The sequence below is a fragment of the Chryseobacterium sp. 7 genome (assembly GCF_003663845.1).
In the GTDB taxonomy this organism is placed as follows: domain Bacteria; phylum Bacteroidota; class Bacteroidia; order Flavobacteriales; family Weeksellaceae; genus Chryseobacterium.
Genome location: NZ_RCCA01000001.1, coordinates 1289659 through 1313613, shown reverse-complemented (window position 1 = coordinate 1313613; position 23955 = coordinate 1289659). Strand labels below are relative to the sequence as shown.

The following is a 23955-nucleotide window of genomic DNA, read 5'->3' as shown; positions in this document are numbered from 1 at the left end:
CCTTAAACTTTGAGCGATTTACCCTTTATCCCCTTCATCATTATGCTGAAATCCTATAGCTCTTTGAGGTTCTTCAACAACTCTGTAGGTTTCCAGTTCGCTCTTCAATGCTTGAATTCTGAACTTAAAATCATCAAAATTATTGATAATAGCATCTGCAAGGAATCTCGCTACCTGATCAAGGTATTCTTCCGTAAGCTTGGAACCGGCATCCCTTAAAGCCCCACTCAAAAGATTCTGATCAATCTTCAGTTTTTCGTTTCGGGTTCTCTGGTAAAGATTCTTAATTCTTTTCTTTAAACTTTGGGTAAAATCAATCAACATGGTATTGCTGAATGCTTTCATTTTTGAAGAGATTTCATGCCAGAAAGGAACTTTATCTGCTTTATTGTTTTTCAGTATTTTGTAAAGTAAAGAATCTTCTTCCAGTCCTCTCGTCATGGCATACAGAATAATTTCTGACCGCTCTGAAGCATTGGGCGGAAAGATCGGAATCATCACGTCAAACCTTCCCGGAGCAAGAATTTCTTCGTCAATTTCGGCAACAGAATTGGCAGAGCCTACCATCAGAACGCCTTCTTTTTCAAATTTTCCGATGTAGTGAAGAATAAGCTCCTGAACCTCAAGATTACAGGAAGCAACATCTGTTTCTGCTTTTCTCTGCATCATAATTTCATCAAAATCATCCATGAAAAGCAGTATTTTATTTTCCTTCATCATATTAACCAGAAAATCACTGAAAGTAATTTCATTTCCGTCAACCAGTGAAGTTCCCAGATAATGTTTTTTAACTTCTTTAAACTGATAGCCAATGATTTCAGCAATCTTATTCGCCCAGAATATCTTACCGCTTCCCGGAGGGCCATAAAGAATAATTCCCGCAGGCTTATTGATTCCCCAATCTTTGATCTGCTGTGGATTCAGGAAAGGTTCCAGAACGGTGGATGTATAAAAGAAAAGGTCTCTGTATCCTATAAAATCTCTTTGTTGGAGGCTGGTTTTGCTCCCGAAATAATCATAGACAAACTTATAGTTTCCTCCTAATTTATTATCAATTCCGTAACTTGATATAGAGGATTTGAAAAAGCCATTATCAAAAATATTGAGGTCATTATCTTTAATTACCTTTTCTACTTTGTCTTTAGGCTGATTGATGACTTTGGCAATCTGCTCCAATGTTTTATTTTTGTCCAGATCTTTCTCATATAACCTTAAAAAGTCTACATTTTCGCGGGCAAATTTTTCAAAATCATCTTTTACCTCAAAATTTGTACTGATACAGTCTACCAATTCAAGATCAAAATCCTGTATAAACTGTTTGATGGCTTCTGCAGAAACATTGAGTTCTTCTGCCAGTTCAATTAGCTTCATAAGTGTTGATTAATTCTATCAAATTTAATGTATTTACCAATAAATTGTCATTGATTTATGATAATTCTGTAACATTATCTAATTTATATAGACTACTACTATGTAAAACAAATTACATGGAAAAGATTTTATCAGTAAAAAATTTGACAAAGAAATTCAAAAGAGTTGTAGTCAACAATATTTCTTTTGATGTAGAAAAAGGAAATGTTTATGGGCTTTTGGGTCCGAACGGAAGTGGAAAATCCACGACTTTCGGGATGCTGCTTTCAACCATTAATCCTACCAGCGGAGACTGGTTTTGGTTTGGAAAAAAAGGAACTGATCCTGAAACGTTAAAAAAAATCGGAGCTATTATTGAACAGCCTAACTTTTATCCTTATTTAAGTGCGGAAACCAACCTTAAGATTGTTGCAGAAATTAAAAAAACGCCGTATTCAAGGATTGATGAAGTTCTGAAAACCGTAAATCTGTACGAAAGAAGAAAAGATACTTTCAAAACATTTTCTTTGGGAATGAAACAGCGTCTGGCGATTGCTTCAGCGATGCTTAATAATCCTGAAGTGATGATTTTAGATGAACCTACGAACGGATTGGATCCTGAAGGAATTATCCAGATCAGAGAGATCATCAGCGATATTGCCAAGCAGGGAATTACGATTATTATTGCAAGCCATCTTTTGGATGAAATTGAAAAAATCTGCAGCCATGTGATTGTTCTGAAAGAAGGAAATTCCATTTATTGCGGAAGAGTGGATGAAATGACTTCCAACAATGGATATTTTGAATTAAAAGCAGACAACAATACCTTACTTATGAATGCTTTGAATGAGCTTCAATGGTTTACTTCCATCAATCAGGAAGGAGATCTTATCAAAGCTCAGATCCGTGATGATGCTTCTATTTCAGCTTCGGCGATGAATCAGAAACTGGCAGAGAAAGGAATTTACCTTTCCCATTTGACCAAGAAAAAATTATCTCTTGAATCTCAATTCCTTGAACTTGTAAAAAACACCCATTAGTCATGATAAAATTATTAAAACTGGAATACTACAAAAACCTGAATTACAAACCATTCAAGGTTTTCACGATACTTTATTTTGCCATTCTTATTGCGTTGCTTTTCATCGGATTGGTTGATTTTGATATTTTTGGAGGAACGATTAATTTAAAAGAACAGGGTATTTATAATTTCCCGGAAATCTGGAATTTTACCACATGGATTGTTGCCTTGTTGAAAATTTTCCTGGGACTGATCATTGTTTTCTCCATTTCACAGGAATTCAGCAACCGGATGTTTAAGCAGAATACCATTGATGGATTAAGCAGAAAGGAATTTATCACTTCAAAATTGCTGACCATAAGTATTTTTACCATTGTTTCAACAGCAATTGTATTGGGGCTTACTATATTTCTGGGATATCAATATTCCAATACAACGGAATCTACAAAGGTTTTTGCTGAGATTTTCTTCATTGGAAACTATTTTGTAGAACTATTCACGTTCTTCTGTTTCTTAATGTTCCTTTCTATTTTATTGAGAAAATCGGTATTTGTATTTCTTGCCCTTTTTGTTTTATGGATTGGTGAGGCAATTTTAACCACTATAGAAGTATTCTCAAAAGTAAAAGGAATGCAGGGAGCACAAAGAAACGAAATCCTTCAGAATGACTTTTTCATTACCCATCTTTTACCGCTGGAAAGTATGTCTAATCTTATTCCTAATCCGATGATGAGATTAAATATGGCTAAAAGTATAGGCATAAAATATGAATTCCACTACCCTACAGAAAGCCTTATTGCTTGTCTGGTTTGGTGCGCTATTTTTATATTCGGATCGTACTGGATTCTGAGAAAAAGGGATTGGTAAAATTGAAATGAGATTTCAACTACATCATTAACTCAAAATAAAAGGCTGCCATCTGGCAGCCTTCCTTTCACATTACTTTTTATCTAACAACGGAAGATATTTTCCGTATCCTTTGCTTTCCATTTCTGCTTTTGGAATAAATTTCAGAGAAGCACTGTTGATACAGTAACGAAGTCCTCCTTTATCTTCCGGTCCGTCTGTAAAGACGTGTCCTAAATGGGCATCACCGGTTTTACTTCTTACTTCCACTCTGGTCATTCCGTGGGTACGGTCCATTTTTTCATCAATCAAAGCCTTTGTAATGGGTTTTGAGAAACTTGGCCATCCACAGCCTGATTCAAATTTATCTGTAGAAATAAACAATGGTTCTCCTGTTGTAATATCTACGTAAATTCCTTCACGGGTTTCGTTCCAGTATTCATTCTGGAAAGGTCTTTCTGTTCCGTTTTCCTGCGTAACGTTGTATTGTTCTGCGGTCAGTTTTTCTTTTAAAACTTTTTTATCCTGCTTCTGATAGGTAGGTTTTGGAAGCGGATTGGCTTTTTTAGCCATTTCAAAAAGTCCCGGTTCAATGTGGCAATATCCGCCCGGATTTTTATCCAGATAATCCTGATGATAATCTTCTGCTTTGTAGAAGTTTTTCAATGGAATAGTTTCTACCAATAATGGCTTACTATAATTTTTCGCCAGCTTCTGAACTTCATCTTTTACCAAAGCTTCATCTGTTTTATTGGTAAAATAGATTCCGGTTCTGTACTGGTTTCCTCTGTCATTTCCTTGCTGATCTTTGCTTGTAGGATCAATGGTTTTAAAGTAAAGATCAATCAACAGTTTCAAATCTACCTGTTCAGGATCATACTTTACTTTTACGGTTTCTGCAAAACCTGTTGTATGGCTTACCACCTCTTCATAAGTAGGATTTTGGGTATTCCCGTTGGCATAGCCCACTTCAGTTCCTACAACTCCTCGAATTTGTTGAAAAAAATGTTCTGTTCCCCAGAAACATCCACCTGCAAAATAAATCTCTCTAACGTTTTTGCTATCCATAATTTTCTCATTTTCTTTTTTTATTTCCACTACATTAGGCTTGTTTTTTTTGAAAAGCCCGGATCCCGCAGCAAATACTGCTATACCCAGAATGATTCCGAGTACAATTAATATATTTTTCATTTTTACCTTTTTATTCATTACTTATTATTTTGAACGATCATGAATCCAAATCCTAAAAGCATAAGGTCTTTTAAAATAAAGAAATCCGTCACGGGCACTCCGTCCACTATTTTCCATACTCCCGGTGTTGTAAATAAATAGCTTAATGTCACCAGAAAAGTTACTATCATTCCGATACCTGCATACTTTTTCAATACAGCAAATTTCGCACTAAATATCAGGAGTAATGCAATGATAATTTCTATCGCTCCGATAAAATTTGACACTGCCTGGACGCTTATGATTTTATATACGAAAAAAGTTAAGAAATGGTTTTCCACCAAAGGTTTTATTGCGGCAGCTTCTGTAGGGGTAAACTTGAAGATACCAATCCACAGCAAAATAAGCGCTGCTCCGAAAAGGGAAATGTAATACCCAATTCGGGGTAATTGATTTTTAGATTCCTGTACTGTTCCGATCATGTTTTTAAGATTTTAATTAATACTTTATTGTTTTTCAAAAGTATAGTCGGAGTCATTTTAAAATCCTGACAGGAATTTTCTTAGAAATTTAATTTATCGATCATTTTATTTTTAAAGTCCTGAATTTCAGACTCATTAATTTCAGTTTTTTGTTCAGAAAATGTCTTTTTAAAGGCTTTATCCAGAAGTGCCAGCTTTTCATTGTACATTCTGCACCATTTGCAGATCATCAGGTGCATGCTCAGCATCCTGTTCTCTTTGGAAGAAATGGATTGGGCATTCCTTTTTTCCATCAGTAAAGTAGCTTCACTGCATGGTAAAAATAATATATGTAGTATTCTTCTTATCATTTTTCTTATGATTTTGAAAACCAGTTAAACTCCAGACATTCTCTGAGCTGCATGCGGCTTCTTTGCAAAATCTTCCAAAGATTAGTCGTAGAAACATTCAATTCCTGACTGACTTCCGGTGCTTTTTTTTCTTCTATATAATACATTTTAAGCAGAATCTTCCATCTCGAGGGCAATTCTTCAATACATTCTTCCAATGTTTTATTAAACTCTGCGCTGTCTAAAAGTTCATCTCCTTCGCCTGATACATTCCAGTCATTTAAAACATCATTATTTTTCCATGATCCTGTTTCGTCAAAAAAATGATCGAGTCTGATATTAGGTTCAGATTTATATTTTTTCCTGTAAAAATCGGCAACTTTTCTGTTCAGAATAGCCATCAGCCAGGTCAGAGGATTACTTTTTCCTTCAAAAGAATCATGGGCTGAATAGGCTGCAAGAAAAACTTCCTGAACAACATCCTGCGCGTCTTCTTTATTCGAAAGTACGTACAGTGCCCGCTTCAAAAGCGGTCCCGAATATTGTTCTATCCAGCTTTTCAGTTCTTCATCTTTTGTCATTGGAAGATTTTTTGTCTTATTTCAGATCACAGCGAAGGTAGTAAGTTAAACGGAAAATTGCAAAACCAGATAGATTATTATTAATTACAGCCATCTCAAACCTTATAGGTTTTCAAAACCTATAAGGTTTACCAAACAACCATTAGCCAAACTCATCCCCATTCAAAACATAGCATAAAATTATTACAAATCGCTTAAAAATAGTAAATTTGCATCTTATCAAAATTTGATACTTAAAAAGCAAAAGCAATACTATGACATCACAAGAGATACGTCAAAAATTTTTAGATTATTTTAAAAGTAAGGAGCACTTAATCGTTCCTTCAGCTCCTATTGTGCTGAAAGACGACCCTACCCTTATGTTTTCCAACTCCGGAATGACGCAGTTCAAGGATTTTTTCCTTGGCTACAAAACTCCTACCGCCCCTAGAATTGCCGATACCCAAAAGTGTCTGAGAGTTTCAGGGAAGCACAATGATCTGGATGATGTAGGTAGAGATACTTACCACCATACCATGTTTGAAATGTTAGGAAACTGGTCTTTCGGGGATTACTTCAAAAAAGAGGCTATTGCTTTTGCCTGGGAATTACTGACTGAAGTATACGGAATTCCAAAAGAAGATTTATACGTAACGATTTTTGAAGGTGATGCTTCTGAGAATCTTGACAGAGATCAGGACGCTTATAATTTCTGGAAATCTTATATTTCAGAAGATAGAATCATCAATGGAAATAAAAAAGATAACTTCTGGGAAATGGGGGCAAGCGGACCTTGCGGACCTTGTTCTGAAATCCATATTGACTTGAGAACTCCTGAAGAAAAAGCTGCAGTTCCGGGAATTACCCGCGTTAATCAGGATGATCCACAGGTAGTGGAAGTATGGAACCTGGTTTTCATGGAATTCAACAGAAAAGCTGACGGTTCTCTGGAAAAACTTCCTGCGCAGCATGTAGATACAGGAATGGGCTTCGAACGTCTTTGTATGGCACTTCAAGGGAAATCTTCCAACTATGATACAGACGTTTTCACCCCTTTAATTGCTAAAGTTGAAGAACTTTCAGGTAAAAAATATACAGGAATTTTAGAAGACGAAAAAGATATTGCCATCCGTGTTGTGGTAGACCACATCAGAGCAGTTTCCTTTGCTATTGCAGACGGACAACTACCTTCAAACGGAGGAGCTGGGTATGTAATCAGAAGAATTTTGAGAAGAGGAATTTCCTATTCTTACAGATTCTTAGACATGAAAGAGCCTTTCCTTTACAAATTGGTTGCTGTTTTACAGGAACAAATGGGAGCTTTCTTCCCTGAGCTGGAAAAACAGGGAACTTTGGTAACGGAAGTTATTAAAAGTGAAGAAGAATCTTTCCTAAGAACAATTGAAACCGGATTAATCCGAGTTGATAAATTAATTCAGCAGACAATTTCGGAAGGTAAAAAAGTATTGCCAACGGAAGAAGTTTTCGAATTGTATGATACTTATGGTTTCCCTGATGACTTAACGAGAATTATCGCTGAAGAAAAAGGTTTAACGATCGATGAAAAAGGTTTTGAGGCTGAATTAGCAAAACAAAAACAACGTTCAAAGGCAGATTCAGCTCAGAAAGTTTACGACTGGGTAAATCTTGAATCAAAACCTGAAACGTTTGTAGGATACGACCAGATGGAGTCTGAAACATACATTACGAGATACAGAAAAGTAGAAAACAAAGACGGAGAATTTTACCAGGTAGTTCTAAGCAGTTCTCCTTTCTATCCTGAAGGAGGTGGACAGGTTGGAGATAAAGGAGTTCTTGAAAATGCAGTTGAGAGCTTCGAAGTTCTGGAAACTAAAAAAGAAAACGGATTGATTATTTCATTAATCAGCGGTCTTCCAAAAGATGCAGGTGCTGTTTTCTATGCTAAAGTAAATGCTTCTGAGAGAAAAAATTCTCAGGCTAACCACTCTGTAACTCACCTTCTGCATGAGGCTTTAAGAGATGTTTTAGGAACTCACGTAGAACAGAAAGGTTCTTATGTAGGTCCGGATTATCTTCGTTTTGACTTCTCTCACTTCAACAAAATGACTGAGGAAGAATTAGCATTAATTGAAGAAAAAGTAAATAAAAAGATCAAAGAAAGTATTGCTTTACAGGAATTCAGAAATATTCCGATTCAGGAAGCTCTGGAAAAAGGAGCGATGGCTTTGTTTGGTGAAAAATATGGTGACAGTGTGAGAATGATCCAGTTCGGAAGTTCAAAAGAACTTTGTGGTGGAACTCACGTAAAAAACACCAGCGAAATCGGTCATTTCAAAATCACTTCTGAAGGTTCTGCTGCTGCGGGAATCAGAAGGATTGAGGCTATTTCAGGAGACAAATCTGAAGAATATTTCAACAATCTTGAAAAACAGATCATTGAACTTTCTCAATTATTAAAGTCTAAAGATGTGGTAAGATCTATCGAAAAACTGATCGAAGAAAACACTTCATTGAAGGCTGAAGTAGATGCTCTTAAAAAGGAAAAAGCAAAAGGAGAAATCGGAGAATGGAAGAATGCTTACGAACAGAAAGGCAACAAGCAGCTTCTTGTAAAGAAAACGTCTCTGGATGCAGGTTCTGTAAAGGATATTGTATTCCAATTGAAGAGAGAAATTCCTGCTTCAGTAACGATCATTCTTTCTGACGCAGACGGAAAACCAATGATTACTGTTGGAGTTTCTGATGATCTTGCTGCAGATTACCAGGCTGGAGCTATTGTGAAGGATCTTGCAAAAGAAATCCAAGGCGGTGGTGGTGGAAACCCAGGTTTTGCAACGGCAGGTGGTAAAAACCTTGAAGGTTTAGAAAACGCTTACCAAAAAGCTTTGACTCTCTAAAATAGAAAGATCTATTATAAATTTAACCCCGGCTGTCTCGGAATCGAGACAGCCGGGGCTTATTTTTGCTGTATGTCATAGTTTTTTAACGCAAAGTCTTCCTTATAATATTTCATAATGAAATAAGCAAAGAATGAAATCAACTTCATTGATTCTGACCAAGCTTATGTATATGCATGAGCTTCATCAGTGACAAAGTCACTTCTCTTTGCTTTCTATAAACAGAGCGGTTGAGTTATTTATCTTTGCGTTCAATCCCTTGTAAAGTATTCAATTGCTGTTAAATGAATTAGGTAGAAAGGCTATTTTAACCGCAAAGATTATTTTTAGAATAAATTATTTTAAGAGGGCGAAGAATGAAATCAACTTCGTTGATTCTGACCAAGCTTGTGCAATAATCATGCTTTCATCAGATAAGGCAACTTTCCCAAAAACATCTGTGTCATCCGTGAGATGATTAAAATAATTTTAGAAAACTATAAAATATTCATATAGCTTCATCATCGACATTGTCGCTTCCTTAGCAACCTAAATAAAAGAATCATAAATAATTAAGTCTTTGCGTTTAAAGAAAAATGAACAAAACATAAATTATTAAATATAAAATCATCTCATTATTTATATCCGTTCTAATTATTGACCTTATCTTAACAAACCATTACTTAATCTTAAACTATTTGTTTTGTCTTCTTAAAACTCAGTTAACAACAGACCGTTAGTTTTGCCATAATCGAAATTCAAGAAAATATAATTATGAAAATTAACAAAACTATTGGAGCTCTATTCCTTGCAGCGATTGTTTTTCAAGGCTGTAATGATGACAATAACGGGGATTCCAACACCCCTACCAATGACAAAATCAAGATTGAAAATTTTTCTAAAGAGCCCGCTTTCGTTTTTGGAATGCCTGGTTTTGAAAATTTAAATATAACAACACTTATCTCAAGTTCTGATGTTCTTCCTGGTTCTCCGGATTTCGTTTTCGGAGGTCAGCCGGACGGAATGGGAATGATGAAAGATCCCAACTCTGACGGGTATCTGATGATCACCAACCATGAGATCAAACAATCGGTATCCAGAGTATATTTAGACAAAACATTTAAGCCTGTAAAAGGAGAATATATCTTAAACGGAACCGGAGGAATGACAAGATTATGTTCTGCTACATTGGCAACACCTGAAACTCATGGTTTCAGTGCATTTCTTACTGCCGGGGAATCTGGTGAAGAAAGTATGGTTCACGCTTTGAATCCGTTGGCACCGGCATCTCAGGCATCCGATAAAACAAGAGTAAAACCCGCTTTAGGAAAGGCTTCTATGGAAAATGCAGTTCCGCTTCCTAAAGATGTTTCTAACGGAAAATCTTATATTATCATTGGTGAAGACCAGTCTTACTCTTCTTCTCATCAGTCTGCAGGACAGCTGATCATGTATGTAGCCGATACACAGGGAGATCTGGATAACGGTAAATTATATTCTTTAAAAAGAACAAACAACAACTATACTGAAACGGATATGACGAAAGGAAGCAGCTACGATGTAGAATTCGTGGAAATTCCGAACGCCAAAAACCTTACAGGAGCTCAGATCAATCAGAAAAATATTGATAATAATGCCATCCGTTTTTCAAGAGTAGAAGATGTAGATTACAGAAAAGGAGCAGGAAAAGGAAGAGAAATTTACTTTACCGCTACCGGAGAATCTTCTGACGGTGTGAATCCAAAAGCAGGATTAACGATGTGGGGAAGAGTCTACAAACTTGTTCTGAACGCCAACAATATGATGACAGGAAAATTAGAAGTTGTTGCTGAAGGAGATTCTAATCCGGGAAATAATCTTATCAATCCAGATAACTTGTGTGTAACTGAAAACTTTGTATACATCCAGGAAGACGGAGATTCTTATTACAAAAATGCCAACCACGATTCTTATATCTGGCAGCTGAATATCGCGACAAAACAATACAAGCCATGGCTGAACATGAAGCACAACAGAAACGATTCTGCATGGCAGACTGCTTATAACCAGTCCGGAGATCTTCAGAAATTCGGTTCATGGGAATTTGGTGCTATGGTTGATATCTCTGACATCATCGGAGTTCCGAATACATTCTCTGTGAATATCCATTCTCATACATGGCAGCTGGATAAATTCAAAAATCCTGACGGTTCCGGAATCAACACCAATAAAGAAGGCGGACAGATTGTAATCATCAGAAACGTAGAAAAATAGTTTTAATTCCTTCATATCAAATTAAGGTATCAATAGAAATCTCTGTTGATACTTTTTCATACCTATGAGTAAGCTTTCAAAATACCCGATACTCCTTTTGTTATACTGTGCAGCAGCACTTTTCACCCTTTATTATTGTAAAAATGATAAGCAGCAGCCTGTGTATGAAGATCTTGGTTCTGTAAAAGACAGGATTATCAAAACCAATACTGATTTCGAAAAGCAAATCAATGAACTGAAAACTCTGGTCTCTAAAGATTCTGATGAAAAACTCCTACAGGAAAAATTTGAAGATATCCGAAAAACCTATAAAAAGATGGAATGGGCTGTAGAATATTTTCTGCCCCACTCAGCGAGGTTTATCAATGGGCCAGCCCTTCCTGAAATAGAAATGGATGAACACACCGAAATAGAACCGGAAGGATTACAGGTTTTGGAAGAGATGTTGTATCCTTATGAGAAACGAAATAAAGAGGAAGTGATCAGAATGCTTAATAAGCTCATCAATAAAAGCAATACAATAGCAACCAACTTTCAGGTTATTACCGTTAGTAAAGATCAGGTTTTTGATGCTTTAAGACAGGAAACTTTCAGAATTTCCAGCTTAGGAATTGCAGGTTTTGACACACCTGTTTCGGGAACATTTTTACAGGAAATACCTTCTTCTCTGGAAGGAATTCAAGAAATACTGGAACAAATTTCAACAGACAAGTCAAAAGATAAGGCTTTAAAAAGTATTGTTGCAGAAATCAACTCAGCCATTAAAATCCTGAAGAAAAACACAGACAAAAATACGTTTGATTATGTCAATTTTATCCCTGACTACTTGAATAAAATCACTGCTCTGATGCTTGATTTTAAAAATCAGGAGAACATTCCGGATGTAGAAGTCACGACAGCTTTAAACAAAAATGCAGCTACTTTTTTCTCTAAAAATGCTTTTAATCCTAACGCCTTCACTCCCGGGAAAGAATATGCATATTCTGAAGAAAAGGCTGCTCTTGGGCATCAGCTTTTTAATGATAAAATTTTATCGAACAGCAACAACCGAAGCTGTGCCACATGCCATATTCCTGAAAAAGCCTTTACAGACGGACTCGCTAAGGCCATGTCTCTCGAAAATTCTGAACTGCCAAGAAATACGCCTTCACTCAACTATGCAGGTTATCAGCATGGCCAGTTTTGGGATATGAGAAAGGATGATCTGGAAGGGCAAAGTTCTGATGTGATTTCCAATAAAGAAGAAATGCACGGTGATCTGAATGTCATTCTTGCCAAAATCAATGAGGATAAAAAATACCAGACGGCATTCAAAAAAATCTACCATTCTCCAAAAACTGAGGTTTGGCAGCTGCAGAATGTACTGGCAACCTATATCCGTTCTCTCGCAAAATTCAATTCAGATTTTGATGAATATATGAGAGGAAACAAATCGGCGATGACGGAAAATCAACAGCGTGGTTTTAATCTTTTTATAGGAAAAGCCCAATGTGCAATTTGCCATTTTGTTCCTTTATTCAACGGTACCGTTCCTCCAAACTTCAAGAAAACAGAACAGGAAATACTTGGAGTGGCTTTGAATGGAGAAAACAAAATATTTGATAATGATCCGGGAAGAGGAAAATTCCATGAAACAGTTCCTTCGTTACAGCATTCCTTCAAAACGCCAACCCTTAGAAATATTCATAAAACCGCACCATATATGCACAACGGAGGGTACAAAACGTTAAAAGAAGTTATGAATTTCTACAACAAAGGCGGTGGAAAAGCTTTTGGATTTAAAGTAGAGAATCAAACACTTTCTGATGCCCCATTACAGCTTACCGATAAGGAAATAGACGATATTATTGAGTTTATGAAAGCGCTGAACGATCATTAAGTCATTCTTTAACAAACAATTGAAACTCCTGAAAACCATCTCTTCAGGAGTTTTTTTATTTGGAATTTAAAGTAAAAACAGGAAGACTATCTGAGTAAATTTTCTATACAGTTTTATCAGAGAAAAATCCATAAAAACATTAGATTAAATCAATGTTATACTCTGTTAAAAACTTTTTTACAAGAATAAATATTATTAATTTTGACCTAGTTTTTTTACATGAAAAGGGAATTACTGTTATTATTTTTTCTACTCAGCTTTTTGGGGTATTCACAATCAAAAATTAAGGTTGTGGATGACGCCACTCAAAAACCTGTTTATAATGCTAAAATATCCTGTGACAATACCGTCATTGGATATACTGATCAACAGGGCATTCTGGAATTCAAAACAGGGTGCAGAAGCATTGATATTGATGCAGGTTCTTACCAGAAAGAAAACATTAACGTAGAAAGCAGCATGGAAGTTTCCCTGCTCAAAAAAGCATCGAAAACTACAGATATTGAGACCGTAGTGATTGAAAATAAAAGTGATCCCAGAGCCTTGGAAATTCTGAGAAAAGTCAATAAACTATTTCACGAAAACTCACCCAAAAGCTTAGGATCCTATTCTTATAAATCCTATGAAAAAATCTCTCTGGATATTGATGAAGACAGCCTTTCCCAGTTTAATCAGTATTTCAATGATCTCAATATTTTCAAGAAAAAAAGAGAAAAAGACTCTCTGAATAACATCAACGCCAGGAAGATATTTTCAAAAAGCAAACTCTTCCTTTGGGAAAGAGCGCAGGAGTTTTTATACTCCAAAAAATATGGGGAAAAGATCAATATCCTGGACAACAGAATTTCCGGACTGAAACAGCCTATCTACGAAATGATCGCTCTTCAGCAAAGTAACAGGGATGTTGTTCCGGAACAGATAAAGCCTGAAAACAGAGGTTTGTACAGGTTTTTCCTTTCAGATACCGTTACTCTGGACGGGAGAAAAAACTTTGTGATCCGTTTCCGAGAAGTGAATTATAAAAAACCTGACAGAAAACGAAAGTATAACGGTGCCATTTATATTGATACCGAAACCTACGGACTCAAAAAAATTGAAAATTTCAGTAAAAATAAAAACGACGGAATTATCACCAGTACCTGGGTGTTTTACAATAACAAATGGTTCCTTGCCCACGAAAAAGCCAAGCTTAAAATGGGTAAAATGGCTATGGATGACAAAATACATTCCGATGATAAAAAGGACAAAAAAAGCTTTGGTACTTACGCTTTCCTTACCTCTAAATATTTTGATTTCGAAACCCCTATTGAAGAGGATCCCAAAGACTTCAAAGGCTATACTTTTTCTGTAAAAAATATTGACGGCCATTCTCTGGATCAGTACAGGACAGATCCTCTTACCGACCGGGAGCAAAACACCTATAAAACGATAGACAGTTTAGGTAAAAAATATAAAATTGACACCAAAGCGCAAATTTTATCAGGATTACTGAACGGACAGATCAGAGTAGGATCTGTAGACTTTGCAGTAGATGAAATTGTGAATTATAACTCCTATGAAGGTTTTAGGTTAGGGTTAAAAGCCAAGCTGAATGAAAATTTCAACCCCTATTTTTCACCGGACTATTATTTTGCATACGGTGTGAAAGACAGAAAATGGAAGTACGGAATGGGGCTTGATATGAAAACCACCCTGGAGAAAAACTCATTTTTCAGATTTGAGGTGTATGATGATGTAACAGCTTCGGGGGAATTCAACAGAAAGCTTTGGAATTTCAAGATGAGAATGATGAATTTCGGGAATAATCTAAACAATGACCGTTACTTTCACTTCAGAGGAATGTCATTATCTTATCTGAACGATGTTACTAACGGACTTACTGTTGCCCTTGCCGTAAGAAGAAATACAGAAGAAGCAGAATTCGATTACCAGTTCAGAGACAGAGGAACTTCTTACCGAAATTTCAACACGCTTTTCACTTTAAAATATTCTCCGAATTCTACCAATATCATGACTCCACAGGGGAAATCTCTGATTGATCAGAAATACCCTGAGCTCTATTTTAATTATGAGCAGAGTTATAAAATATTGCAGGGAGACTTTAGTTATTCCCGTTTTGATGCGCTGTTTGTTCACAATTTCAAAACACCAATCGGGACTACAGGTTTCCGTCTGTACGGAGGTCTGGTTCTGGGTGGAGCGCCTATCTGGAAAAACTTTACGATGAATGGACTGGCTTCTCCCGGTAAAGATTTTAATTTTAACCTTACTTCTTATCTTGGTTTTGCAACGCTGGAAGGTGGAAAATACTATAATGACAGATTTGTAGCGTATTACTTTACGCATAAACTTCCATGGTATTTAAAAAGTTTCGGACATAATATTTCCAGCTTTGATTTTGTCTTCCGAGGAACCATTGGAGATATGAGGTATCCGGAATACCATCAGTTTAAGTTCAGAAAACTGGATCACCTGTATCAGGAAGTAGGTTTGGAATGGAACAATTTTCTTTCCAGCTATTTTAATCTGGGACTCTTCTACAGAGTGGGTTATTATGCAACACCTCATTTCAGAGAAAACTTTGCCATCCAGTTTAAGCTTAAGTTTCTTGAGTTTTAGTCGTCAGGAAAAAACAAAATCTTTATTTTTGAATCACAATTCAGAAATTTTTACCGATAATATATAGAACATGCAGAAAATCGAAATCAAAGCAGAACAGTTTTTTGAATTATTAAAATTAAAAGATACTCCGATGTGGGAGATTTTCTCACAGATGATTGATGGAAATGAAAAGGAAATCATCTTTTTAGACAATGAAGACAAGATCCTTTTTACTTATATTTTACCTTCTGCACAGGAAAAACTGGAAGAAGACAGAAAAGAGTTTTCAAAACAGTTCTCAGAGAAATTGGCTAACTTCAATTAAGAGTTCTTATGAATAAAAATTATGTTTTTTCTTTGCTCGGGCTCTTCTTATTTGCCTTTGCAAGCGCTCAGAACTATAAGAAGCCTTTGGTTTCTGCCATCAAAGAAGCAGATCTTCGTACCGATATGTATCAGCTTGCTGCAGACCAGTTCTGGGGACGTGAAGCCGGAACACTGGATGAATTGAAGGTTTCTATGTGGCTGGCCGACAAAGCCAAAGAAGCAGGAATGAAACCTGCCGGGGATAACGGAACTTTTTTCCAGTTTTTTGATATATACAGACATCAGATTATTCCGCAAAGCAGCCTGAAAATTGGAGATACAAATCTGAAATTATGGAAGGATTTTCTTGTTGCTGAACCCGTAAATGCTTCTGTAGATGCTGAAATAGTGTATGCCGGAAATGCAGAACCTGAAGATCTGGCTAAATTAAACATCAAAGGAAAAGTTCTTGCGGTAAACGCTTCTGACAAAAATATTTCTAAGGATATGACTCTTTTTGTAAGAAGATATCCTGGATTCGTAAGAAATAAATATTACGATAAAGCTTTTCAGCTGGGAGCAAAAGCTATTATTTTCATCACCGATGATACTTCGGAAAAAAGCTGGATAGAAGTACTGCCCCAAATGACAAGAGGAAGCTACGGCGTGGAAGGATTAAGAGAAAAAATCACGAATAATATTCCTGTTTTATGGATTAAAAGAGAAAATGCAGCCTGGGTAAAAAACAATCCCAAAGCTTCTCTGAACCTGATCACTGAAACCTACAAATATCCATCAGTGAATATAATCGGAAAAATAGAAGGTACAGATCCTGTGCTTAAAAACGAATATGTTTTGCTGAGCGGACATCAGGATCATGATGGGATCAGACATCCGGTAAAAAACGACACCATCTACAACGGTGCTGATGATAATGCAAGTACCTGTGTTGCCATGTTGGCTATGGCCAGAGCATATAAAAAACAGCCGGGAAAAAGAAGTATTCTGTTTGTTTTCCATGGTGCTGAAGAAAGAGGATTGTTAGGTTCAAGATGGCATGCAGCCCATCCTGTTGTTCCGAAAGAAAAAATTGCAGCTGTTCTGAACGGCGATATGATTGGGAGAAATGATAATAATGAAGCTGCTTTATTAGGAGGAAATGCTCCACACAAAAATTCTGAAGAGCTTGTAAAAATGGCTGAAGATGCCAATAACGAAAGTACAAAATTCAAATACCTGAAAGATTGGGATTCTCCAAGCCATGCAGAATATTTCTATTTCAGAAGCGATCATCTTCCCTATGCTAAAATCGGAATTCCAGCGATATTCTTCACGAGTGTATTGCATGATCAGTACCATACCCCACAGGATGAATCTGAAAATATCAATTACAAAAAGCTGTATAAAATGACCGAATGGATGTACAGAACATCCTGGAAAGTAGCTAATGAAGCAGAACGTCCGAAAGTAATTTCGAATTTTTCGCTTGAAAGATAAACAATACTAAAAAAAATTGAACCATTAAGAAGAGTTTAGGTTGTAAGGAAAATTAAGATTCAAACGAATTTGAATGAAGCATTCGGCTTAATCAATATCGAAAGATATTATCCTTAACCTTTCTTAAAAACTTAATCAATCTTAATGGTTTAAAATAATTTTCATTCTGCAAAAAATAAAAAGCTTCACAGATTGTGAAGCTTTTTTCGTCATTGTGTTTTTAGAATCTGTTTTTAAAACGAAATAATTTAATATTGAATATGATTATATGATTTGGAAACATTAAAATAAATTCAGGATTTAAGGAAGATTAAGGTTCAAATTAATTTGAATGAAGCATTCTGCTTAATCAATATAGAAAGATATTCTCCTTCACTATTCTTAAAAACTTAATCATCCCTAATGGTTTAAAAAATATTTTTATTTAATCATATTTCTTTTGCCTTGAAGCAAAAGAAACAAAAATTCAAGACCTAGAAACTTCCACTAAAAATGAAATCTGTTCTCTAAAAACTCTAAACTCGTGCGGAAACAGTCTATGTTTAGAATCACATGTTGCCCCGCACTCAAACAATAGAGTTTTTTTAACGTTCACAGAATCCATTTTCTTAACGCTTCAGTTTCTTATGTCATTTGATATTGTCAAAAAAAGAAACATTTCTTTTTTTCAATTTAAATTCTTTTAAATAAGAAGGTTCATCAGAGAAGGATCATTGTTCAGATAGTTGACAAAAAAATCGTATTGTTTCATCTTATCGATCAGTGGTGTGAAATCTTTGTTTTGTTTCAGAGCAATTCCTACTACTGCAATTCCCTTTTCTTTTGAGTTTTTTTGAGTGTACTCAAAGTAGGTAATATCATCATCAGGGCCAAGAACATCCATTACAAAAGCCTTCAATGCTCCGGGACGTTGTGGAAATCTGACCAGGAAATAATGTTTTAACCCTGCATGAAGCAACGCCTTTTCCTTGATTTCTTCCATACGGGTAATATCGTTATTGCTTCCGCTGATAATACACACTACATTTTTCCCTTTTATTTCTTCTCTATATTTTTCCAAAGCGGCTACAGAAAGTGCTCCCGCCGGTTCTACCACAATAGCATCTTTATTATACAGTGATAATATGGTTTCACAGACAAGTCCTTCATCTACTGTAGCTATATCGTAAAGGATATTTTTACAGCGTTCAAAAGTGAGGTCTCCTACTTTCTGTACTGCTGCTCCGTCTACAAAACGGCTTATTTTTTCGAGAAGAACAGGTTGTCCTTTTTCAAGGGCTTTTTTCATGCTTGCTGCTGCGGAAGGTTCTACACCAATAATTTTGGTTTGTGGAGACAAATGCTGAAATACAGTACAAACTCCTGCTGCCAGTCCACCGCCGCCTATCGGAACAAAAAGATAATCAACCATACCTTCTGCCTGTTCAAGAATCTCGAGTGCTGTTGTAGCCTGCCCTTCAATAATGGCCGGATCATCAAAAGGATGAATAAATACACTGTTATTGTCTTTGCAAAACCTCATCGCGGCATCTTTTGCGGCGTCAAAAGTATCTCCGAAAAGAATAACCTCTATGTATTCTCCTCCGAACATTTTCACCTGTTCAAGTTTTTGTCCGGGTGTAGGCAAAGGCATGAAAATCGTTCCTTTGACCTTCATGGTCTGACATGCAAAAGCAACGCCCTGCGCATGATTTCCGGCACTGGCACAAACAACACCTTTTGAAAGCTCTTCCTCAGACATAGAGGCCATCTTATTATAGGCTCCTCGTATTTTATAGGATCTTACCCTTTGAAGGTCTTCTCTTTTAAAATAAATATTCGCATCATAAATCGCTGACAGATTATTATTGACAGCCAAAGGTGTTTTTACCACTACATCTTTTAATCGTTCCTCCGCTTTATAGACATGCTCTAAAACGGAGGAACTTATTCCCTCTTTCATCATCTGTTTGGTAATTAATTGTTTTCGGGTCTCAGGCTTCGCACCGTCTTACCAGCTTTCCACATTTCGCTTTCTCTTAGCTCTGTAAGTTCAGCTTCTAATTTTTCACGATAATCCGGTTTGCTATTGCTGTCGATAGAACGTTGTGCTTCGTTTCCTTTGGCTACGTTGTCATACAATTCTTCAAACAAAGGCGAAGTAGCATCTCTGAAACGCTTCCACCAATCTAAAGCTCCTCTCTGAGCGGTTGTACTACAATTGGCGTACATCCAGTCCATTCCGTTTTCTGCGACCAACGGCATTAATGACTGAGTGAGTTCTTCTACAGTTTCATTAAAAGCTTCGGAAGGGCTGTGGCCATTTTTTCTCAATACATCATACTGAGCGGCAAATATTCCCTGTACAGCTCCCATCAGTGTTCCACGTTCTCCGGCAAGATCACTGTATACTTCTTTTTTAAAGTCGGTTTCAAAAAGATATCCGCTTCCTATTGCGATTCCTAATGCGGTTACTCTTTCTCTGGCTTTTCCCGTAGCATCCTGATATACAGCAAAACTGCTGTTCAAACCTCTGTCCTGTAAGAACATTCTTCTTAATGATGTTCCTGAACCTTTTGGTGCTACCAGAAATACGTCTACATCGGCTGGAGGAACAATTCCTGTACGCTCACTGAACGTAATTCCGAAACCATGAGAGAAGTATAGTGCTTTTCCTGGGGTAAGATGCTGTTTTACTTTCGGCCAGTATTCAATCTGTGCGGCATCACTCAGAAGATAGCAGATAATGGTTCCTTTTTCTAATGCTTCCTCGATTTCGAATAAGGTTTCTCCCGGCACAAATCCGTCTGCTACTGCCTTATCCCATGATTTGGAGTTTTTTCTCTGTCCTACAATTACGTTAATTCCGTTATCTTTCTGGTTTAAAGCCTGTCCGGGTCCCTGCACTCCATATCCGATTACTGCTACTACTTCATCTTTTAATACTTCCTGAGCTTTATCCAACGGAAATTCTTCTCTTGTTACTACGTTTTCCTCTACTCCTCCAAAATTCAATTTTGCCATTTTTTTTGATTTTATTTATTATTGATTGTGATGTTTAATTTTTATTCTTATTCTTAACTCGCATATTCTATTGCGGTCAGGTATGGAGTTCTGTGATAATGTACTTCCAGAACATCTACCTGTTTTTCCATTTGTCTGCTGATCTTTTGAACAGAATCTTCTGTTTCTCTGATGACAATAACAAACTTTTTTACTTTTTCTATTTCCGAAGGACCTACATTGAAGGTTACCAGAGAAATTCTTCTTCTTGAAAATATAGCATTGATGCGGCTGATCAATCCTAAATAATCTTCTGTGTACGCCGTAATGGTGTATTCTTTATGATCTGTTTTCATCTTTTTTATTTTTAAGCTTTATTATTTAATACAATCTCCGAAACACTTTTTCCCTGCGGGATCATCGGAAATATATTATGTTCTTTTCCTGTCATTACTTCAAGGAGGAAAGACCCTTTGTGATCCAGCATTTCACGGAGTGCCCATTTCAGGTCTTCTCTGTCAGAAACTTTCTTTCCGGAGATATTATATCCTTTTGCAACCTGAACAAAATCGGGGCTTTGGATATCTACCGAGGAATATCTTTCTTCATGAAACAATTCCTGCCATTGCCTTACCATTCCCAGATAGCAATTATTAAGAATCAGAATCTTCACTTCCGGATGGTACTGCATAATGGTTCCCAGCTCCTGGATATTCATCTGAGCACCACCATCTCCCATTACGGCAATAACAGGTCTTTGGGTCTGTGCATAAGATGCCCCTATCGCTGCGGGAAGACAGAATCCCATTGTTCCGAGCCCTCCACTTGTAACATTGGTCCGGGAATGTTTGAAATGAGAGTAACGGCATGTTGCCATCTGGTGTTGTCCCACATCTGTTACAATTACCGCCTCACCTTTTGTCATTTCATTCAGGTAACGAATAACTTCTCCCATGGTAATCTCACCTTCTTCAGGATAAAGCTCTGTATTGATCAGCTTGATAGTTTCAACTTCATGACATTTTTTGAATCTTTCATGCCATTCATGATGTTCTCTTTTTGCAATCCTTTCCGTAAGAAGAGGAAGGGTATGTTTGCAGTTCCCAAGAACCGGAACGTCTACTTTTACATTTTTATTGATCTCAGCGTTATCAATATCCAGGTGAATAATTCTGGCCTGTTTTGCATATTGATCCAGTCTTCCGGTCACACGGTCATCGAACCTCATTCCGACAGCAATAAGAACATCGCATTCGTTGGTTAATATATTCGGACCATAGTTTCCATGCATTCCTACCATTCCTACAGCTTGAGGATGGTTTGTGGCAATAGCGCTCATTCCAAGAACAGTCCATGCTACAGGAATTCCTGATTTTTCTGCAAACTGTAAAAACTCTTTTTCAGCTTTCCCCAGCATAATCCCCTGCCCTGCGATGATAAATGGTTTTTCCGCATTGTTGATCAGCTTTGCAGCTTGAGCAATATTTTCCAAACACGGATCAGGATCCGGCTTATAACTCCTCAATGAATTACATTGTGAATATCCTTTATAGGCAACAGACTGTAACTGGGCATTTTTGGTCACATCAATCAGTACAGGACCCGGGCGGCCAGATTTTGCAATGTAAAATGCTTTTGCTAACACTTCAGGTAGCTCATTGGCATCAGTTACCTGATAATTCCATTTGGTAACCGGGCTTGTGACGTTCATTACATCTATTTCCTGAAAGGCATCAGTTCCTAAAAGATGTTCAAAAACCTGCCCTGTAATACATACCAAAGGAGTATTATCCAATAGTGCATCTGCCAAACCGGTTACAAGATTGGTAGCTCCGGGACCACTGGTTGCCAATACAACCCCGACTTCTCCAGAGACTCTTGCTAAGCCCTGTGCTGCATGTACTGCCGCCTGCTCGTGGCGGACAAGGATATGTTTCAGGTTTTCCTTATAATCATAAAGGGCATCATAAATAGGAATAATGGCACCTCCCGGATATCCGAAAACGGTTTTCACCCCTTCCTGAAGAAAAGCTTCAAGAATGATCCGGCTTCCGCTCAGTTGTATTTCTGTTGATATATTCAGGTTTTCCATATTTTTTATTGAGTGATTTCGTCTGTTACACAGCCTTCTGCCGCTGATGATACTGTTAATGCATATTTATAAAGCAGTCCTTTCTGTACTTTAAGAGGCGGTTTTTGCCATCCTTTCTTTCTTCTTTCTATTTCTTCTTCTGAAACTTTGAGCTGTATGGTGTTGTTTACAGCATCAATTTCAATCAGGTCATCATTGTTTACAAAAGCTATCAAACCTCCTTCATGGGCTTCCGGAGTGATATGACCTACGACAAAACCATGGGTTCCTCCACTAAATCTTCCGTCTGTAATTAAAGCAACACTGCTTCCCAAGCCTGCTCCTATCAACGCACTGGTAGGTTTCAGCATTTCCGGCATTCCGGGAGCTCCTTTCGGGCCTTCATGACGGATAACAATAACGTCTCCATGCTGTACGGTTCCATCCTGAATTCCTCTGATCAGATTTTTTTCGCCATCAAATACACGGGCTTTTCCTACAAAACGTTCTCCTTCTTTTCCTGTGATCTTGGCTACACTTCCCTTTTCAGCAAGGTTTCCGTATAATATTCTCAGGTGGCCTGTTTCTTTTACAGGTTCTGAAAGGGGTTTTATGATTTTTTGTGTATTAAAATCCAGATCGGGAACATTTTCTAAATTCTCTGCCAGTGTTTTTCCGGTTACCGTTAAACAATCACCGTGTAATAATCCTTGGTTTAAAAGGTATTTCATGACTGATGGTATTCCTCCGTGTTCATACAGATCCTGCATCAGGTATTTTCCGCTTGGTTTCAGGTCTGCCAGTACCGGCGTTTTATCACTCATCATCTGGAAATCATCCTGAGTAAGCGGTACTCCCACACTTTTTGCCATGGCTATAAAATGTAGAACAGCATTGGTACTTCCTCCGAGAATAACAATCATGCGAAGCGCATTTTCAAAAGCTTTACGGGTCATGATATCCGAAGGTTTAATATCTTTTTCCAGTAATACTTTCAGATATTTTCCTGCTTCAAGGCATTCTTCCTGTTTTTCTTTGCTTAAAGCCGGATTGGAAGAAGAATATGGAAGACTCATTCCTAGTGCTTCGATAGCAGAAGCCATTGTATTGGCAGTATACATTCCACCGCATGCGCCTGCTCCCGGGCATGAATTCTTTACAACTCCATCAAAGTCTTCTTCTGTAATTTCTCCCGCAATCTTTTTCCCCAATGCTTCGAAAGCAGAAACAATGTTAAGCTGTTCTCCTTTGTAGCGGCCGGGAGCAATGGTTCCTCCGTATACCATGATAGATGGTCTGTTTAATCTTCCCATTGCAATGATGGTTCCCGGCATATTTTTATCGCAGCCTGGCAATGCGATCAATCCGTCATAATATTGAGCTCCACAGATAGCTTCGATGCTGTCTGCAATTACATCACGGCTTACCAGAGAATAACGCATGCCATCTGTTCCGTTACTCATTCCGTCACTTACTCCAATAGTGTTAAAGATCAATCCGGCTAATCCATGACTCCATGTTCCTTTTTTTACTACCTGAGCCAGATCATTCAAATGCATATTACAGGTGTTCCCGTCATAGCCCATACTGGCAATTCCGACCTGAGCCTTCTGCATATCTTCTTCTGTAAATCCTATCCCGTACAACATTGCTTTGGCTGCGGGTTGTTCACTGTTTTGCGTGAATGTTTTTGAATATTTATTTAACATATTTTTCCTACATTTTCTATTCTTTTCCTCTTCTTAAAATG

The 23955-nt window shown here is 37.2% G+C and carries 18 protein-coding genes; 8 read left to right on the top strand and 10 right to left on the bottom strand.

Annotation, left to right across the window (positions count from 1 at the left end; all coding sequences use genetic code 11):
- Nucleotides 1-18: 18 nt before the first annotated feature.
- Nucleotides 19-1371 (bottom strand): ATP-binding protein, encoded by a 1353-nt coding sequence (locus CLU97_RS06125; protein WP_121487138.1) that lies wholly within the window; start codon nt 1369-1371, stop codon nt 19-21.
- A gap of 116 nt (nt 1372-1487) precedes the next feature.
- On the opposite strand from CLU97_RS06125, the gene CLU97_RS06120 reads away from it, so the two are divergent.
- The gene (locus CLU97_RS06120; RefSeq protein ID WP_121487137.1) at nt 1488-2390 is read left to right on the top strand and encodes an ABC transporter ATP-binding protein; all 903 of its coding nucleotides are present in this window, start codon (nt 1488-1490) and stop codon (nt 2388-2390) included.
- Between the two features lie 2 nt (nt 2391-2392).
- Complete coding sequence (locus tag CLU97_RS06115; RefSeq protein WP_121487136.1) at nt 2393-3238, top strand: ABC transporter permease; 846 nt, start codon at nt 2393-2395, stop codon at nt 3236-3238.
- A gap of 72 nt (nt 3239-3310) precedes the next feature.
- Here CLU97_RS06115 and msrB read toward each other — a convergent pair whose 3' ends face one another.
- From msrB to CLU97_RS06095, 4 genes are all read right to left on the bottom strand, one after another.
- A complete protein-coding gene (msrB, locus tag CLU97_RS06110) occupies nt 3311-4408 on the bottom strand; it encodes a peptide-methionine (R)-S-oxide reductase MsrB (RefSeq protein WP_121489667.1) in 1098 nt (365 codons plus the stop codon).
- Between the two features lie 17 nt (nt 4409-4425).
- On the bottom strand, nt 4426-4869 hold the full coding sequence (locus CLU97_RS06105) for a DUF417 family protein (RefSeq protein WP_121487135.1): 444 nt from the start codon (nt 4867-4869) through the stop codon (nt 4426-4428).
- 80 nt (nt 4870-4949) lie between these two features.
- Nucleotides 4950-5219, bottom strand: a complete 270-nt coding sequence (locus CLU97_RS06100) for a hypothetical protein (RefSeq protein ID WP_121487134.1) — start codon at nt 5217-5219, stop codon at nt 4950-4952.
- A gap of 5 nt (nt 5220-5224) precedes the next feature.
- Nucleotides 5225-5779 carry a sigma-70 family RNA polymerase sigma factor gene (locus CLU97_RS06095; RefSeq protein ID WP_121487133.1) on the bottom strand — a complete coding sequence of 185 codons (555 nt, stop codon included), beginning with the start codon at nt 5777-5779 and terminating at the stop codon, nt 5225-5227.
- A 254-nt stretch (nt 5780-6033) separates the two neighbouring features.
- On the opposite strand from CLU97_RS06095, the gene alaS reads away from it, so the two are divergent.
- The 6 genes from alaS (at nt 6034) to CLU97_RS06065 (ending at nt 17152) form a co-directional block, all read left to right on the top strand.
- Nucleotides 6034-8637, top strand: a complete 2604-nt coding sequence (gene alaS / locus CLU97_RS06090) for an alanine--tRNA ligase (protein WP_121487132.1) — start codon at nt 6034-6036, stop codon at nt 8635-8637.
- A 753-nt stretch (nt 8638-9390) separates the two neighbouring features.
- Entirely contained in the window at nt 9391-10869 is a 1479-nt protein-coding gene (locus CLU97_RS06085; RefSeq protein WP_121487131.1) for an alkaline phosphatase PhoX, read from the top strand.
- Between the two features lie 64 nt (nt 10870-10933).
- Nucleotides 10934-12748, top strand: coding sequence for a cytochrome-c peroxidase (locus CLU97_RS06080; RefSeq protein ID WP_121487130.1), 1815 nt, complete (start codon nt 10934-10936; stop codon nt 12746-12748).
- A 291-nt stretch (nt 12749-13039) separates the two neighbouring features.
- Nucleotides 13040-15367, top strand: coding sequence for a hypothetical protein (locus CLU97_RS06075; protein WP_228437546.1), 2328 nt, complete (start codon nt 13040-13042; stop codon nt 15365-15367).
- Between the two features lie 70 nt (nt 15368-15437).
- Nucleotides 15438-15674, top strand: coding sequence for a hypothetical protein (locus tag CLU97_RS06070; protein ID WP_121487128.1), 237 nt, complete (start codon nt 15438-15440; stop codon nt 15672-15674).
- An 8-nt stretch (nt 15675-15682) separates the two neighbouring features.
- The gene (locus CLU97_RS06065) at nt 15683-17152 is read left to right on the top strand and encodes a M20/M25/M40 family metallo-hydrolase (protein WP_121487127.1); all 1470 of its coding nucleotides are present in this window, start codon (nt 15683-15685) and stop codon (nt 17150-17152) included.
- Between the two features lie 682 nt (nt 17153-17834).
- On the opposite strand, the gene ilvA is transcribed toward CLU97_RS06065, so the two are convergent.
- From ilvA to ilvD, 5 genes are read right to left on the bottom strand one after another with little or no spacing between them, the layout of a single operon-like run.
- Nucleotides 17835-19097, bottom strand: a complete 1263-nt coding sequence (gene ilvA, locus CLU97_RS06060) for a threonine ammonia-lyase (protein WP_121487126.1) — start codon at nt 19095-19097, stop codon at nt 17835-17837.
- An 11-nt stretch (nt 19098-19108) separates the two neighbouring features.
- Nucleotides 19109-20155, bottom strand: a complete 1047-nt coding sequence (gene ilvC, locus CLU97_RS06055) for a ketol-acid reductoisomerase (RefSeq protein WP_121487125.1) — start codon at nt 20153-20155, stop codon at nt 19109-19111.
- Between the two features lie 53 nt (nt 20156-20208).
- Nucleotides 20209-20490, bottom strand: coding sequence for an ACT domain-containing protein (locus CLU97_RS06050; RefSeq protein WP_121487124.1), 282 nt, complete (start codon nt 20488-20490; stop codon nt 20209-20211).
- Between the two features lie 11 nt (nt 20491-20501).
- Nucleotides 20502-22226 (bottom strand): biosynthetic-type acetolactate synthase large subunit, encoded by a 1725-nt coding sequence (ilvB, locus tag CLU97_RS06045; RefSeq protein WP_121487123.1) that lies wholly within the window; start codon nt 22224-22226, stop codon nt 20502-20504.
- 5 nt (nt 22227-22231) lie between these two features.
- Nucleotides 22232-23914 (bottom strand): dihydroxy-acid dehydratase, encoded by a 1683-nt coding sequence (gene ilvD / locus CLU97_RS06040; RefSeq protein ID WP_121487122.1) that lies wholly within the window; start codon nt 23912-23914, stop codon nt 22232-22234.
- Between the last annotated feature and the right edge of the window lie 41 nt (nt 23915-23955).